The sequence below is a fragment of the Legionella maioricensis genome, assembly GCF_023618015.1.
Classification (GTDB): Bacteria; Pseudomonadota; Gammaproteobacteria; order Legionellales; family Legionellaceae; genus Legionella; species Legionella maioricensis.
This window is the reverse complement of the sequence record NZ_JAJKBJ010000016.1, coordinates 1-15,194: the sequence shown is the minus strand read 5'-3', so window position 1 is coordinate 15,194 and position 15,194 is coordinate 1. Positions and strand designations below refer to the sequence as shown.

The window sequence follows — 15,194 nt, the reverse complement described above, 5'->3', positions numbered from 1 at the left end:
GAAAATCCGCAGCAGGGTTTTGCTCCCAACAGGCATTAGTAAACCTGCCCAGCAATTCCTGATAATCCCAACGTTCTGATGTTCTTACAATCCCTAAGAAGAAATACTGCTAAGTTGCGTCTCAAGTTGCTGCCATCTCATTTGGGGCATCACTTGTTTCAAAAGTGCATGGATTTTTGCAAATACTTCTTGAGGTGCTGATTGCCGAATACTATTCAACATAAATAGAGCCTCTTTCATATTGATCGCAGCAAAAATTAAACCCATTGATTGGATCACCTCCTCTGCCGACTGTGATTTTTTAAATTTATCCATAACAGACAGCAAGGTGGAAAGAGGATAGGCCTCTCGCAAAGCAGGCATAATTTTTGTTTCCTCCTCGAACAAATGATGTAAATAGCGATGAACAAACTCATTGAATGCAAGATAAAAATGATTGCCCAATTCATAACAAACAGACTGATCTTCATTTTCACACGCTATTCGTAACATTTGCTCCAGCCTTTGGAGCTCTTCCTCTAATTGAGCATGCTCCTCATCAACCGAAGTAAATATCTCTTTTTCATCCAGGAGGGGATGAATATAAGTTTCTTCATGCAACGCATGATTATTTAGTAAACTCATTAATCCAGAAAATTTTTCGCTAAATGTGATTGCCTCATTCTTATCAGAAAAATCGGTCTGTCCAGCCATAAAACATGTATCAAACAAGACTTTTCTAATGGCCTTATGGATGGTCGTGTAAAAACTGAATTTCGGTGTATCTGCTCCTAAAGAATAATTATTAATAAGCCATGCGGCGAGAATGGAACCAATCTCATGAGGATAATCTTCAGCGTGATTATAAACCCCTTTACCCAAGCAATAGGGTGTTACAGATCGCGCTTGCTGCACGTATTTTTCAACAGTTTCTTTGGTGAAAAATGCCGCTGGCTCAGTATAAAAAAATAGTTGCGGGATAGTCGTTTTTTTCAGCCAGGAAAAACTATCATCAATAAGAGAGACAACGTCTGCTGGAGTATTTTCTATAGGTAATTCCTGAGGGGCTTTCCAGGCAGCTCTTCGTCTTTCAATTGAGCTAAATGGATTGATATAGTTTGCTTTCTCTTCCGGAGAAAGTTGCCGCATTGATGCATTAACAAAAATTTGTTCCATAAACATATTCTGATTAACAATGAGATCCCATCCTTCAGCTGAACGAAATTTCTTAAATACTTCCTGAGCTTCAGACGCATTTGGATTAAAATCCTCCCAATGTTTCCATGCCCCTAACATGGGTTCTAAATAACATAAACCTCTAATGTTCTTTTCATGCTCTTTTGCATAAGCGATGCCCAGTGAGGCCCCCCAGCTGTGGCCCACAATTAAAATATCCTTTAAATTAAGTCGCTCAATAAACTCGGTCAAATACGCCAAATGCTCCTCAACACGAAACTCTATGTCGGGCGAGTCCGATTTTCCATGACCAATGAGATCAAGTGCAATACATCGCCCATAGGAACTCAGGTGTGGAATAATATTTCGCCATATGTAGGATGAAGAGGGCATACCATGAATGAAAAGAATGGGCTTACCTGTCCCCTCTTCAATGTAATGTAAATTAGCGCCCTTAACCTTAACAAACTGAGATTGAAAGGGGTAACTGGCACTTATGAATTGATTACTTTGCTTCACGTCATTTCTCCATCGTGTTTAGAAATTTAAATCAGAAATCAATAATGCGATAATTTTCATGAATCGTATTGTAAAAATACGACAATGAAACGGAGACAGAAGTAAGAATCCTTGCGTTGGAGATTCCGGCATAGACCTTGAATTAAAGGGATGCTAAATAGGTCTTAATTGGCCAATTTATTGACCGTCCTGTATACTATAATGCGTATGAAAATTTTCTCTATAGATTATGTTTAATTGAAGAATCTCTGATGCAATTATTATCTTTATCCGAAATTTTAAATCCTGTATTGTCTTCGCTTATAAAGAGCATTGAGATTGACACTAAAGAGGAACAAAAAAGCATCCAACCCTATAGAGTAATGCCTGATTTTTATGTGGTCATGGGTTTTCAATATTCGGGTTCTTTATCACTACTCCAGAAGAGTGAACAAATAAAATTAGCTCGTTGTGGTATTAGTGGACTGCAAACCACATATAAAGAGTTCCAATGTTCAACCGCTAATACGAGAACCCTTTTAATCAAATTTTATCCTTGGGCCATTCCTCTTCTGTTTAATGAATCTGCCAGCTCGTTTACTAATCAATCACTCAATTTGTCTGATATTTTTGGCCAAAGCCTTCAAAACATGCTTGAGGAACGCCTTTTATCCGTTCATACCCAGGCAGAAATTGTACCTACGCTTGAAATGTTCTTTAGTGGTTTAGTTACCAATACAGCTAAAAGCTTTGATAAATGCTTTATTACCCAGATGAAACGAATAATGGATCTCAGTGCTCCTGACAGCGTTCATCATCTGGCAAAAGATTTAGGATACACGGATAGAACACTGGAAAGACGCTTTAAGGATCTTGTTGGTCTCAGCCCGAAAAAATTTCTGCTCATCAAGCGATTTCAGAATACTTTAATGCACTTAAGAAAAGGGATGGGTTGGGAAGCGGTTATGGAAAGCAGCAATTATTATGATCAAGCTCATCTTATTCATGAATTTAAAACTTTTTCAGGATTAACCCCCTCCAAACTGAATAACTGAAAAAGATTTATTGTCCCTGCTCATTATCCTTTGCAAGTGAAGAAGCCCTGAATCTCGTTTTTAATTCATCTCCTGAAAAACTTTATTTTGAGTTGAAATATAAATTGGAGGAAAAAAGTCTTCCGCTTTTGTTGCACAGGATGGTTTAAAACAAATGGGCTCTGCCTCTTTTTTAGCTTGAGTAGTAGTGCATCCCGCTAAAATTAGGATGAATATTGAGAGATATATTTTTAACATGAACTTCTCCTCTGGAATTTAGGATAATTTCAATGTTCATTGCCTTAATGATAGCAAATAAAACACATGGTGATTTAATTTAATTCAGATCAAAGGTGATAGCCGAACGTTAATAACGTCGAAATTTTTTTGGCGCAATAATCACAGATTAGCGTCTGTAAATGAGTGTTTTCTCATTCCAGGCTTTCTTTGTAGATAGTAACGTCCTTTTTATATTATTAATTTTAAGGTATATTTTTTTACTAATTTAAAGACGAAATCTCTGACAAAAGGAAATGAACATGAAGATTATTCTCGTTGGTGGCACAGGAACAATAGGAAAGGCCATTGCTAAGGAGTTAGCACCGCGTCATACCCTTATTTTGGTGGGAAACACCAGTGGCGATTTTCAAGTAGATATTACCAATCGCGATTCAATTGAAACACTCTACCGTGAGATTGGCTCATTCGACGCACTGGTCTCAGCAACAGGCACAGTCCATTTCGGAGCCTTGAATGAATTTACACCAGAGCAATATCAAATCGGTCTGAACAGCAAACTCATGGGACAAGTTAATTTGGTGTTACTTGGCCTGAACTATATCAATAAAGGCGGTTCATTTACCTTAACCAGCGGGATTTTAAGCCATGACCCAATCCGCTATGGCTCCTCTGCCTCCATGGTCAATGGCGCTATTGATTCTTTTGTAAAAAGTGCCGCTATTGAAATGCCTGACAATATTCGAATTAACGCGGTAAGCCCTACGGTTCTATTGGAATCATTAGCTGACTATGGCCCTTATTTCCGTGGCTTTGAAGCAGTGCCAGCCAGTCGTGTCGCCCGGGCTTATAGTAAAAGTGTCGAAGGAGCACAAAACGGGGTTATTTACTCTGTCGAATAATAGAATGGATGAAGGATAAGAACAGAATAAGTAGCCCGGGTGAGAGCGAAAGCTATAAGCCGGGGCCTCCAAAAATTATTCTATGTATTAACACCCCGTACATCATTTCCAAGAAATACATAGGATGTATTCATCTTACCTATTCAAGATTATACCGACCTTTTAATAGAATATTTGAAAGTTTATGTCAGTTCGTTAAAGACTATGGCGTCCATACTTTCTTAGATGCGTCTCTCCAATGCAGTTTTAGGACAATAAAAAAATAGGAGAATAATAAAGAGATGAATTCTAATGAATATGGTATTCGAGATACATTGAAAAAAAATGCAAGGCTCACAGGAAATCAACAAGGATTTAAAGCAAACAGAGCCTTTAAAAGTACTTTATTTACAAGCTCAAATCTACATCAACATAAAAGGAAAAAACCCTCATGAATGAGAACCACGATCAAGTACAACCACGCTCCAACGAAGAGCTTATTAATTTCAGAAAGAAACACTTTTTACCCACCGCTGGATTTTATCATAAAGAACCCATTCAACTGACCAAGGCTCAAGGCACTTATGTATGGGACTCTGAAGGAAAACGTTACTTTGATGCCATAGGCGGAATTGTTTGCATCTCGGCCGGACACAATCATCCTAAAATCAAAAAAGCGCTTATTGAAGCGATAGAAAAGGATGTAATCCAACATACAAGTCTTCTTTATTTGAATCAGGCCCCCATCGATACGGCAGAGCAGCTGCTTGAAGAAGCTCCTAATAATATGAACAGAGTCTCCTTTACTAATTCCGGTTCTGAGGCCAACGAACTGGCCATAATGGCAGCCCGTCACGCGACTGGAGAAACTATGGTGGTGAATGTACGTCACTCCTACCATGGTGGTACTTCTGCTGCTCTGGCCTCATGCGGCCACTCGATCTGGCGATTCAAAGGTCAGCCAGTTACAGGGGTAACCTCTGCCCTTGAACCCTACTGCTACCGCTGCCCATTTAAACAAAAACCTGAAAGCTGCGATCTGGAATGCGCAAAAAATGTCGAAACAACCATTCAAAATTCGACCCATGGCAAAATAGCGGCTTTTATACTGGAACCGGTGATGGGTGTTGGCGGTTTTATTACCCCTCCCGATGCCTATTTCGATGAGGTCGCTCATATTGTTCATAATTACGGCGGTAAATACATCAGTGACGAAGTACAAACCGGAGCCGGACGTGGCGGCGGTGATCTCTTACTCACCAAAACCCTGAACATCGATGCAGACATGGTAACCATGGCTAAAGGCTTTGGTAACGGCGCTCCAGTTGGGGCGGTATTGATGAAAAATGACATCGCCGAAACAATGGCCGGCAAAACGTATTTTAATACTTTTGCTGGTGATCCACTACAAATGATCCAGGCCAAGCTGACTCTGGAAATTATTAAAGAAGAACAACTTGTTGAAAATGCGCGAATCATGGGAGAGCTACTAAAAGATGGTTTGCAACAGCTGCAAAAGAAATATCCCCTCATCGGCGATGTTCGCGGTCGTGGTTTGCTTTTAGGCATTGAATTAGTAAAAAATCAACAAACCAAAACACCGGCCTCTGATGAAGCATTTCAATTAATGGATCTTTGTAAAGACAAAGGACTGTTGGTTGGCAAAGGAGGACAGTGGGGTAACGTCTTCCGTATAGCCCCACCTTTGACAATCAATCGGGAAGAAATTAATTTCATCATTGAAACCATAGATCAGTCCTTATCAGAACTGTCACGCATGTCTCAAGTAGCAACGCGCCGAAGTGACACGACAGCCGCAATCTGATGAATACCTGGATTTGATTTCTAAATCATTGTAGGTTGGGCCCAAGACTCAACGGCCCAACCTACATTTAATAATTACATGGATTTAACCCTTAAGCCTCCTTGTGTAAACTGAATCTTCTTTTCCTTAAAATCAACTGGCCACTTGTAGATCAAATTTAATCTTTAAGCTACAATGCAGCATTTATTAATGCAAAGTTAAGTCTTTGCATTTTTTTTGAGAGTACATTTTTATGACCCCTGCCCAATTTTGTGAAATCGATCAAGCATTTAGTCAGCTCGACACTAATTCTCCCCTTGACCTTCTACTGGATTATAGTGACTTACTGGGACCATTAGCGATAAAACAAGAAAATTCATCACCATCCAATAGTGGATTAGCAAGTGATGATTCTGAGCATAAGAAAAGAAAAAGAGAAAACGAATTAGCACCGGCTTCATCTTCTTCCAATCAAACTCAAACAAAAGTAAAGCCCTCGAAAGACTCATCAACCAGGCCACTGACTTCTTCTAACTCCATTTTTCACTGGGATCTTAACAAAAATGGAAAAACAGAAGTAAAGCCCTCCCCAAAATCAGCAGATCGCCCACAGGTTTCTTCTAACTGCTTTTTTCACTGGGATCTTAACGAGAATGAAAAAGCTCAGAGAGGTTGGATTGGTCGTACGTTGTTTATAGATGATAAAGTAATTCCCGCAGCAAGAATAAAGAAAACAAAGCTTGACGTAAAAAATGATAGTGATAGCGAAATGGAAAACGCTAAAAGTCCCTCTATCTAACTCCCCAGATTAGTCTGACGACTACATGCCAGGCTCATTGCCTTGCATTTTAGTAAGTCGGGCCCATGGCCCGACGTTTCTTACCTGAATAGATTACCACCCAACTATACAAATAGTACTTGAGTAGAACCAGGGGAGACAGTGCTGGATTTGCCAGAGCCAGTTTTTTGCTGATGATTTGCAGAATTCCAGAACACATCTCGAGGCAAAAATTCATTACAATTTTTTTTGAGTTCACTGATGGTTTTTTCTTGCGCATTAATAAGCAAACCAACTAATGCCTCATTTGAGCTCGCTTGGGGACGCCGCAAATCGGCAAATTGGGCAGATACTCTTATTTCATCATTCAAAGGCTGAATATTATTCAAATAATATTCAATATGTTCATTAACATTCAGTTTATTGGCCTGAACTAATCTCAAATGTTTACTCAAGCACAAATCAGCATCCAGCTCCAGAAACACCTTGATATCACATTTTAAACGTAGCTTTTCATCCAAGAAAATCTCTGGTCCAAAAACAATAACATCACCAGGAGCGCTCTCAATAGCGAATAATAGTGCCCCTGAAGTATGTTCAGAACTATCAAGCAAGGTACATTCTTTAGTTAATAAGGAAAAACATTGTTCGCTAATCGCTTTCAAATCACTCCCTATAGGTCCACAAAAAGCCAATACTGTCATTATAATCACCATGATGGGTAAAAAACGATGTTTATACCTCCTTGATAAAAAAAATATATGTTCTCTTTGTTGCGGTTACTGTTACCGCTGCTTGAATATAAATTCATGGAATTATTTATAAATGATGTGTTATTTCAACGTGTTTAATGCTTAGCATCGACGCCCGGAAAATAATTCCTGCATTTTTTTACTTACCGTAAATGCGATCCGGTTATTTTCAGTTTTTTCTAACAAATCCAAATTCCTCTTCAATTGCCTCATCCACAGATGGTCAAAACCTTTTTGACAAAATAATCTATTTTGACGCACATACTCTTCCAGAAGTTTCGCCTGTTTTTTACTTAAATGCCTCTCATTAGTCGATGAACTCAATATTCCATCCAGAATAGCGCTAATGCCTCTTTCTAAAGCTTGAAATGAGCGATCTTTTTCCCATAAATTGGAAAAATCAACATTCTTATATTCTTCAAATCCGGTTACCGATGAAGCTTTATTGTGATTTTCCCCTCCAGGGGCACACCCCCAATTAAATATAATAAGAACGATAACCATAATATTTTTTATCTTCATATATTCCTAAAAGTTTAGTGTGAAACTATCTACCCAGTGAAGAAATTACACCCGTGAACGAGCTTTATTATTCCAACAGCCTAAAATTGCCATTATTCTACTATAATTCAAAAGGCTTATCTTATGAGGAAAGAAATCCATGGAAGAGCAATTTAGCGTAGGAGATCAGGTCGAGCTTAAATCCGGCGGCGATTTGATGACGGTAGAATCTATTGAAGGTAATGCAATCAACTGTATATGGTTTGATGGAAAAAATAAGCATATCGATAAATTCAAGGCGACTACCTTAAAAAAAAGTGAAACAGAAGGAAGTATTAGATTTGAACCAGAATTATAAATAGATGCCAATGATTTTTTTGGGGCCTGAAGTAGATAAGTCGCTAGACCCAACAATAGATTTAAATAAACGAGAAACCTGGTTGCTTACAACCAGGAGTTCCACCATTACCTAATAGATAAAGCAAGTAATTTAATTAACCCCCGAATGCTTCAATAAAAATTTCACGGCTGTCCCCAAAAATAGTAAAATAAATTAACATTAGATATCAGAATTAAATTGATGAATAACACCACTTTAAAGCAAACTCTCTCAACTATTCATACCTTCGAAAACTATGAACAACATAAACAGCGTATTGAAGAAGATCTGGCTAAAGCAATTATTCGTAAGCACCAATTACCAGAAGCCTCATTAATGCTTTTCTCCGAAGGGACAAATATAGTCTTTTCATATGGGGATAGTAAAGTCATTAAAATTTTTCCACCATTTCATCAAAACCAATTTGAAAATGAGCGATTAGTATTAAAGCATGTGGAGGGAAAGCTTTCGATAAAAACTCCTGCGCTTGAGTATGAGGGAGAGATATTTGGTTGGCCCTATCTTATCATCAGTAAACTTGAAGGAACACTTTTAGAGGTCCTTTGGGAAACCATGGCACACAACAATAAAATGGTCATTCTTCGTGAGTTAGGAGCGCTTATTCGAGAAGTACAGACCTTACCGACAAATGGACTTGAGGCTATTGATTGTTATTGGCCACAATTTATTGAGAAACAAATAGCGTATTGCATAGAAAATCATCAAAAGAAAGAACTCGCAACGGCCTTACTACAGCAGCTTCCGGCTTACCTTGATTCAATAAGAGAGATATTACCAGAGATAAAAAAAACTGTTCTCTTAACGGGAGAATATACCCCTATGAATTTTTTAGTTAAGCAAGTAGATGGTGTGTGGCATATCAGTGGATTGATTGATTTTGGCGATGCAATGCTCGGTTTGCCACAATATGATTTGCTTGGCCCCGGTGCTTTTCTGATCCAAGGCGACAAACAATTGCTGCATACATTTTTACTGGCATATGGTTATCTGCCACAAGAGTTGACCAACAAGTTGAGTCATCAATTAACGGCATTAATGCTGCTCCATCAATACAGTAATTTGAACGTGCAGATAAGAATTCCCAATTGGCAGGATAGAGTAAGAAGCTTGAAGGATTTAGAAAATTTAGTATGGGGCTTTTAAAAAAACTATATTCAAGACAACACAGCAGGGGTAACCTGGTTGCAAGCAACTGAATCTTAAACATATTTCTGAAAACCCGGCCCGGCTCCTCCGACGCCCCGCGGCCGCGGGATCCAGAAGATCGACACAAAAACAGCCCCCGCAGACAAGCCACGGAACATAAACACAAATGAGATAAAAGCAACCAGGCGTGCCGTATTTAAAAAGACTTATGTGTGACCTTGGCCCGACACTTCATCTTCAATAGGTGATAATGAGTTGTAAGACGCGGCTTATATTTGGGGGTAATTACTTAAATTCCACTCTTATTTGTACTCTCTCGTCATTTTTTTCGGGCATTTCATAAGAGGGATTGAGTATATCAGCCGTTTTGCATAATTTTAACCAGCCTGCAGAGCCGTATTTATTTTCAATGAACTTATTTAAAAATAAAAAAATTGAGCCATGCATTTTTAATTCTTCTTGTTTCATAACTTGAGGCTCTGAAATATAGACAATACTTAAAGAGTGCGGTATTGCTGATGATAAATCAGGTAAAGCTCCTGTTTTTGAAAAAGGAACATATTGTAACCAATTGATTTTATTAGTATTAACGATGAAGAGTGGCACCCGTAGGCTGGGCTGTAAAGCCCAGCGTCCAGCCTTAAGCATTGCCCAGAAATTTTATTAACTCGAAAACAGAATCTTAATTCAACTATTAATCATTCATCAGATGATTTGCTGGTCTTTTCAGCCCAGCCTACGCTTGCTATTTCTGTATTTATTATATTCACGTATTTTTATATCTGTATTATATTGCGAGAGAGAATATACAGCCCATAAAGCCGCGGGAATCCAGCACCCGTAGGCTGGGCTGTAAAGCCCAGCATCCAGCCTTAAGCATTGCCCAGAAATTTTATTAACTCGAAAACAGAATCTTAATTCAACTATTAATCATTCATCAGATGATTTGCTGGGCTTTTCAGCCCAGCCTACACTTGCTATTTTCTGTGTTTATTATATTCGCGAATTTTTATATCTGTATTATATTGCGAGAGGGAATATACAGCCCATAAAGCCGCGGGGATCCAGCCAATAAGAGTTATTTGTAATATCAAACAAAAAATTCCAGCTATTGGGCGACCAATGGTGAAAAATACTGAAAACGGCAAGAATATAGCCAAAAGTAAACGCATTTGAACTCTATCATTAATATATTTTCATCTCATTGTATTCATTTGATGTTTGTTATACAACGCATGTTTACCGATTTAGGAGTCTTGAAAACTATAAATTAACGTTTCAGGTTTTGCATTCTTGATTAGAAAGGCAATCAGCCTGTTTCCGTTTTAAGAGACGAATATCTAAGTAATAAGAAACAATCTTTGCCATTTATTTCTATTCTATCCGTTGAAATCGAGGAACTGTTTTTCCATGATGAAGGACATTCTCAAAAAACATTCGCATAGGACGAACCCAAAGTTGATTATCCCCAAATTGATCACAATGATAAAGTGCTCTATACACTATCATCTCTTCATCTGTTTCACTATGACGCGCTTGGCCAATGACTTCATATAATTTTTCGTTTTTATAATGCCTGTATCTTCCACAGATAATAGGATTAGCTAACATTTACACCCTTGTGATTAATAGTCATTAATTTTCACTGACTGATTTATAACAAGCGTAGCAAGCGTAGGCTGGGCTGTAAAGCCCAGCGTCCAATCTTAAGCATGCCTAGAAATTTTATTAACTCGAAAACAGAATCTTAATTCAACTATTAACCATTCATCAGATGATTTGCTGGGCTTTTCAGCCCAGCCTACGCTTGCTATTTTCTGTGTTTATTATATTCGCGAATTTTTATATCTGTATTATATTGCGAGAGGGAATATACAGCCCATAAAGCCGCGGGGATCCAGCACCCGTAGGCTGGGCTGTAAAGCCCAGCGCCCAATATTAAGCATTGCCCAGAAGTTTTATTAACTCGAAAACAGAATATTAATTCAATTACCAAGATAATAATTAGCAACAAGATGTTAATTTATTGACCATTTAGATCTTTTTATATTAAACTTGTTATAGGTGATTCAACATTGGTTATTAAAATGACTAAAACTATCGCTTTCAAAGAACCAGCACGATTCGATTATCTTTATATCGATAAAAATAACAAAATTCATTTGATGTTACCTATTGTTGGTGGAGAAGAGATTGGCCTGGATAATACCTGTATGGCATCAATGGAATTAAAAATATTTTTTCACGGTTACCAGGCTGATAAGTCCGCTGAAGATCAACTTCTCGATTATAAAAAATATTTAGAAGATGACATAGCAGACATCAAGAAGCAAAAAGGTATTTCCCGCTATGCATATCATGATCTAATGAAAGAGAAAATACAAAGACTTGAACAAATCAACAAATATATTGTTCTAATTGGGGAAGTAAAAAATAACTACGACAGAGATATTTCCCAGTTACAAGACAGCGGAATCCCAGAGTTGCCCTCAAGTATCCATAAAATAATTAAATCTGCGAAAAATGCTTTTGCCGTGAGACTTGCCCCTCTGACCCCTGATCCTTTTACTCGTCTTGAAGATCCCATATTTAGTATCAAAAGAAACAGATCTGCATTTAATCTGTTCGGATCTGCTGTGCTTTCGAGTGGCTTGGGAACTCGTTTACGATCAGCGTTTCTCCCAGAAGATGGTACCTCGCTTTTGAGTGATAGAAAATCAGCTAAAGAACAGATTATAGAAACAGTAATGAATGCTTTTGAACACAAAGACATGAATGTGCCACCGGAAGAACAGGCACTAAGATTGGACCAATTAAAAAAACTCATTCTCAAGGAAATTAGAAAAGTTGACGAAACAATAGAATCAATGGATAAAGATCATTACGGTTTCGATATTGATTTAAATTATTTAGAAAGTATGGGTATTGATAAAGATGCATCCATCAAAGATTGGATTAATACTCTAATTGTAAGCAAGGTGCAAGAAGGTATTTGGGATAATCCAGCCATTCAACAGAAATTCTTGGGTGAAACTAATACTAGCGTTTTTTATGATTCATCAGATAAAGTAACCAGTCGAGAGCAATTAGCACAAAGAATGGCAATAAGGGTTCAGTATTTATTGGCTGAAATCAATATTTACTGCAGAAAATACGACTTATCAAAAAATAATTTTGGTCGTTTTTTTGATAAAGATCCCTACGCTACTGAAATTGGTAACCTAGTCAAACAAGGCATTGTCGCTAATGCACCGAATATAGAGCAGATTGTTTATAACTATGTCAACCAGCACCACAGGGATCTTGGACTGCAAGCGCCATTAAGCGAGACCCAACAGGCCGAAATTACTGATAAATTTACCCAACACTATACTGTTATTAAAGAATCTCCGCATTTTGACGAGTTTCTTGTTATGGATACAGGTATTAAAGGAAATGTTTTTTCTCATCTTTCAAGAATCTCTTGTCATTTTTTAGATTTCTTTAAGTTACAAACTCGTGGAAAGTACTCCTTAGGTGATTTTGAAACGTATTCAGAAGCGCTGAAAAGCGAAAACCCCACTCGGTTAAACCACATAAATGAAATCGTTAGCGAAGGATATGAAAGAATAGGGAAATTTCGAGAAGAAGTGATGAAGTTACTCTCGGAGAATAAACCAAAAGAGTTAGTAGCTTATTTAATAGAAAAATCCTCTAGCGGCACGCCCAACTATTCCATGCTTTCTCTCGAAACGCAAACCTATATTTCCTATAATCGTAACTGGCCAAATATTGCAGCCGAAATATCAATGTCAGCCAGTATCTTACCCGAAGAGCAAGAAGATCTTATAAAACTTCTCTCTCGTAGTAATGTAAATAGAGAACATTTAAGTGCTATTACCTGGTCAAAACACTCTGATAAACCACTTCTGGAATTGGAATTAAATAAAGTTGCCGATGGTTTATTGCAAACGGTGAATATTTATAATGCCCAGCGATCCTGGCAGTGGTACAAAGGCTCTCGAAATGATCTGCGAATCACCCAATGCGATGAGTTAGTAAAAGTCGCTCAAGAAATTAATTCTCTTTTAAACAGCAAGTCTAAAAATGAAGTTCTTGAAAAACTTCTCCAATCAATTGCCACTTTGGAGCGAATTGATAGAGAAATATCTGCAGAATCCAATTGGTTTCGCAGTAGTTTACAAAAAGAAGTTCAAAGTTTTACAAATAAACTAAAAAGAATGTGTGAATTAGATGAATATTCTTTTAGATCACTGAAATCTGGGGAATTGATTTCTTTCGAAATGGACGAACAGTTAAATAAAATAGCAAATCTAGAAGTTAGGGAAATTGTTAGTAACTTGCCTGCTCATTACCATACTGACGAAGCAATTAGTTTTTTCAATACGCTCACTATTGAAGAAACAGCTAAAGTAGCCAGCTATTTAAATATAGAATATCGTGAAGTAGATAGTAACACTGATAAAAATACACTCTTCACACAAGACATTCCAGGGCTATTTAAAGAGGTTAATCTGCAACTTTTAAATGAGTTAATGGAAAGCAACAGTATTAGCCCTCCAGTCTATGAAAAACTTAGTCAATTAGCTGATAAAATTCCTCCAGAATTTTTGACAATTAAAAACATTCAAGTATGGTCTAAAGATATTGATACACTGGATGAAGCGAATTTTAATGAAGTAGCCAAGGTAAAAAAAATTCACTTTGCCAGTAAAGTAACGTTTTTTGGTGGTGCTGATGAAGAAGAGAATAAACGAACCCCACCCACTGTTCCATTAGACATAGACAGCGCACAACCTTAATCCTTTATAAGAGAGGATTAGCAACCGTAGGCTGGGCTGTAAAGCCCAGCGTCCCTTATTCCCCAAATCTCAATAATCCAAAAGCATCATTACAGCCCCAATCTCTTTTTATAATATCCTGATTGATAAAACGATGAATACTCGAGTATTTCCAATCACAAGGGTTAAGCGCATAACCATGCTTGACTGGGTTGAAATGGATATAATCGACATGACGTTCATAATCTGTTGAGTTTCTGATGATGTGCTCCCAGTACCTCCACGTTCACGTTTATTTTTCCGAGATGGAGATATTGTTTCAACAGAATTAATTTGCCTGGAAAATGTAGCTTTTATTAAACTTACACGAGTAGAGTAATTCAAGTCGCCTTCAGGTAAGGTCATAATCATATGGAAATGATCAGGTAGAATGACAATTGCGTCTATATAAAAGGGATGTCTCTGTTGAATTTTTCTAAAAGCGAATCTTAAAGCATCTATTCTGCGAACGAGCAAATTACTTTTTCTATTTTGCAGATTTACTGTAAAAAAATAAGTGGCGTTGGACACCAGTACTCTACGGTAACGCATCAGGTTGGTCTTCTATAATTCCATTTTGGCTTTTTATAACTGGTTTTTCAATGATATTCAATATGCTGCTGGGCTTTTCAGCCCAGCCTACTCTTGCTAACACTGCCATATTGCATGAGCAGGCTACAAGCCTGCCTCATTCGGTTGTTCAGCTACTGAAAGTTATTATATTTTTGCTTTTGTTTGACTAATCATTTGCTCAACAATATCACAATCACTTTTCAGATCCGAGCAAATTTCAATCGATTTCTTAACTAATTCTTTAGCAAAATCAATGTCATGTTGGGATACATCATCTCGCCCAATAACATGAATTGCCAGCAAATAGAACGCCATACCACCCTGTTTGATATCATACATCGAAAGCAATTTGGCAATTTCTATGCCTTTCGCTATCTTAGCACGAGAAGAAAATTGATCAGTTATTAAGAATCGCACAAGTAAAGCATAATCTGAAACTGTATTTAACTTATCTCCACGATTAGTATATTGATCAATAATTTTTTGATCAGTTACATAAACTTTTAAAATATCTGATAGAAAGTACTTCATGGCATCAATTTTCAATTCTGGCTTTTTAACATAAACACTATTGTTGAAAAACATATACAACACACCCATTTTGTTGATTAATTT

Annotated in this window: 16 protein-coding genes; 7 read left to right on the top strand and 9 right to left on the bottom strand. The window is 37.5% G+C overall.

Features of this window, described 5'->3' with window-relative positions:
• Window positions 1-93: 93 nt before the first annotated feature.
• Window positions 94-1,674, bottom strand: coding sequence for a haloalkane dehalogenase (locus LOX96_RS12430; RefSeq protein ID WP_250422779.1), 1,581 nt, complete (start codon window positions 1,672-1,674; stop codon window positions 94-96).
• A gap of 251 nt (window positions 1,675-1,925) precedes the next feature.
• Between LOX96_RS12430 and LOX96_RS12425 the strand changes: the two genes are divergently transcribed.
• On the top strand, window positions 1,926-2,708 hold the full coding sequence (locus LOX96_RS12425) for a helix-turn-helix domain-containing protein (RefSeq protein ID WP_250422781.1): 783 nt from the start codon (window positions 1,926-1,928) through the stop codon (window positions 2,706-2,708).
• 60 nt (window positions 2,709-2,768) lie between these two features.
• On the opposite strand, the gene LOX96_RS12420 is transcribed toward LOX96_RS12425, so the two are convergent.
• On the bottom strand, window positions 2,769-2,945 hold the full coding sequence (locus tag LOX96_RS12420; RefSeq protein ID WP_250422783.1) for a hypothetical protein: 177 nt from the start codon (window positions 2,943-2,945) through the stop codon (window positions 2,769-2,771).
• Window positions 2,946-3,226: 281 nt separating this feature from the next.
• Here LOX96_RS12420 and LOX96_RS12415 point away from each other — a divergent pair, with 281 nt between their 5' ends.
• The 3 genes from LOX96_RS12415 to LOX96_RS12405 all read left to right on the top strand — a co-directional run bounded on the left by LOX96_RS12415 (window position 3,227) and on the right by LOX96_RS12405 (window position 6,408).
• Window positions 3,227-3,826 (top strand): short chain dehydrogenase, encoded by a 600-nt coding sequence (locus LOX96_RS12415; RefSeq protein WP_250422785.1) that lies wholly within the window; start codon window positions 3,227-3,229, stop codon window positions 3,824-3,826.
• 430 nt (window positions 3,827-4,256) lie between these two features.
• Window positions 4,257-5,630 carry an aspartate aminotransferase family protein gene (locus tag LOX96_RS12410; protein WP_250422787.1) on the top strand — a complete coding sequence of 458 codons (1,374 nt, stop codon included), beginning with the start codon at window positions 4,257-4,259 and terminating at the stop codon, window positions 5,628-5,630.
• A 232-nt stretch (window positions 5,631-5,862) separates the two neighbouring features.
• Window positions 5,863-6,408: a hypothetical protein gene (locus tag LOX96_RS12405; RefSeq protein ID WP_250422789.1), complete on the top strand. Its 546-nt coding sequence runs from the start codon at window positions 5,863-5,865 to the stop codon at window positions 6,406-6,408.
• A 104-nt stretch (window positions 6,409-6,512) separates the two neighbouring features.
• On the opposite strand, the gene LOX96_RS12400 is transcribed toward LOX96_RS12405, so the two are convergent.
• Together LOX96_RS12400 and LOX96_RS12395 are read right to left on the bottom strand one after the other, a co-directional pair.
• Window positions 6,513-7,091 carry a nucleoside/nucleotide kinase family protein gene (locus LOX96_RS12400; protein WP_250422791.1) on the bottom strand — a complete coding sequence of 193 codons (579 nt, stop codon included), beginning with the start codon at window positions 7,089-7,091 and terminating at the stop codon, window positions 6,513-6,515.
• 150 nt (window positions 7,092-7,241) lie between these two features.
• Window positions 7,242-7,661, bottom strand: coding sequence for a hypothetical protein (locus LOX96_RS12395; protein ID WP_250422793.1), 420 nt, complete (start codon window positions 7,659-7,661; stop codon window positions 7,242-7,244).
• A 139-nt stretch (window positions 7,662-7,800) separates the two neighbouring features.
• Between LOX96_RS12395 and LOX96_RS12390 the strand changes: the two genes are divergently transcribed.
• Window positions 7,801-7,998: a YodC family protein gene (locus tag LOX96_RS12390; RefSeq protein ID WP_250422794.1), complete on the top strand. Its 198-nt coding sequence runs from the start codon at window positions 7,801-7,803 to the stop codon at window positions 7,996-7,998.
• A gap of 222 nt (window positions 7,999-8,220) precedes the next feature.
• Window positions 8,221-9,183: an aminoglycoside phosphotransferase family protein gene (locus LOX96_RS12385; protein ID WP_250422796.1), complete on the top strand. Its 963-nt coding sequence runs from the start codon at window positions 8,221-8,223 to the stop codon at window positions 9,181-9,183.
• A gap of 288 nt (window positions 9,184-9,471) precedes the next feature.
• Here LOX96_RS12385 and LOX96_RS12380 read toward each other — a convergent pair whose 3' ends face one another.
• The 3 genes from LOX96_RS12380 to LOX96_RS12370 form a co-directional block, all read right to left on the bottom strand.
• On the bottom strand, window positions 9,472-9,834 hold the full coding sequence (locus tag LOX96_RS12380; RefSeq protein WP_250422798.1) for a hypothetical protein: 363 nt from the start codon (window positions 9,832-9,834) through the stop codon (window positions 9,472-9,474).
• Window positions 9,835-10,163: 329 nt separating this feature from the next.
• Window positions 10,164-10,358 carry a YqaE/Pmp3 family membrane protein gene (locus LOX96_RS12375; protein WP_250456371.1) on the bottom strand — a complete coding sequence of 65 codons (195 nt, stop codon included), beginning with the start codon at window positions 10,356-10,358 and terminating at the stop codon, window positions 10,164-10,166.
• A gap of 202 nt (window positions 10,359-10,560) precedes the next feature.
• Complete coding sequence (locus tag LOX96_RS12370; protein WP_250424774.1) at window positions 10,561-10,797, bottom strand: DUF1653 domain-containing protein; 237 nt, start codon at window positions 10,795-10,797, stop codon at window positions 10,561-10,563.
• Window positions 10,798-11,273: 476 nt separating this feature from the next.
• Between LOX96_RS12370 and LOX96_RS12365 the strand changes: the two genes are divergently transcribed.
• Window positions 11,274-13,988 carry a protein SdcA gene (locus tag LOX96_RS12365; protein ID WP_250424776.1) on the top strand — a complete coding sequence of 905 codons (2,715 nt, stop codon included), beginning with the start codon at window positions 11,274-11,276 and terminating at the stop codon, window positions 13,986-13,988.
• Between the two features lie 108 nt (window positions 13,989-14,096).
• Here LOX96_RS12365 and LOX96_RS12360 read toward each other — a convergent pair whose 3' ends face one another.
• Together LOX96_RS12360 and LOX96_RS12355 are read right to left on the bottom strand one after the other, a co-directional pair.
• A complete protein-coding gene (locus tag LOX96_RS12360; protein ID WP_250424778.1) occupies window positions 14,097-14,558 on the bottom strand; it encodes an REP-associated tyrosine transposase in 462 nt (153 codons plus the stop codon).
• Between the two features lie 165 nt (window positions 14,559-14,723).
• On the bottom strand, window positions 14,724-15,194 hold a 471-nt coding region (locus LOX96_RS12355; protein ID WP_250456370.1), incomplete at its 5' end, for a hypothetical protein.

Coding starts and splice junctions, on each gene's coding strand:
- LOX96_RS12365 (WP_250424776.1), top strand. CDS start 11,274: ATGACTAAAACTATCGCTTTCAAAGAACCAGCACGATTCGATTATCTT.
- LOX96_RS12380 (WP_250422798.1), bottom strand. CDS start 9,834: ATGCTTAAGGCTGGACGCTGGGCTTTACAGCCCAGCCTACGGGTGCCA.
- LOX96_RS12415 (WP_250422785.1), top strand. CDS start 3,227: ATGAAGATTATTCTCGTTGGTGGCACAGGAACAATAGGAAAGGCCATT.
- LOX96_RS12410 (WP_250422787.1), top strand. CDS start 4,257: ATGAATGAGAACCACGATCAAGTACAACCACGCTCCAACGAAGAGCTT.
- LOX96_RS12395 (WP_250422793.1), bottom strand. CDS start 7,661: ATGAAGATAAAAAATATTATGGTTATCGTTCTTATTATATTTAATTGG.
- LOX96_RS12375 (WP_250456371.1), bottom strand. CDS start 10,358: ATGCGTTTACTTTTGGCTATATTCTTGCCGTTTTCAGTATTTTTCACC.
- LOX96_RS12425 (WP_250422781.1), top strand. CDS start 1,926: ATGCAATTATTATCTTTATCCGAAATTTTAAATCCTGTATTGTCTTCG.
- LOX96_RS12370 (WP_250424774.1), bottom strand. CDS start 10,797: ATGTTAGCTAATCCTATTATCTGTGGAAGATACAGGCATTATAAAAAC.
- LOX96_RS12385 (WP_250422796.1), top strand. CDS start 8,221: ATGAATAACACCACTTTAAAGCAAACTCTCTCAACTATTCATACCTTC.
- LOX96_RS12420 (WP_250422783.1), bottom strand. CDS start 2,945: ATGTTAAAAATATATCTCTCAATATTCATCCTAATTTTAGCGGGATGC.
- LOX96_RS12400 (WP_250422791.1), bottom strand. CDS start 7,091: ATGACAGTATTGGCTTTTTGTGGACCTATAGGGAGTGATTTGAAAGCG.
- LOX96_RS12390 (WP_250422794.1), top strand. CDS start 7,801: ATGGAAGAGCAATTTAGCGTAGGAGATCAGGTCGAGCTTAAATCCGGC.
- LOX96_RS12360 (WP_250424778.1), bottom strand. CDS start 14,558: ATGCGTTACCGTAGAGTACTGGTGTCCAACGCCACTTATTTTTTTACA.
- LOX96_RS12405 (WP_250422789.1), top strand. CDS start 5,863: ATGACCCCTGCCCAATTTTGTGAAATCGATCAAGCATTTAGTCAGCTC.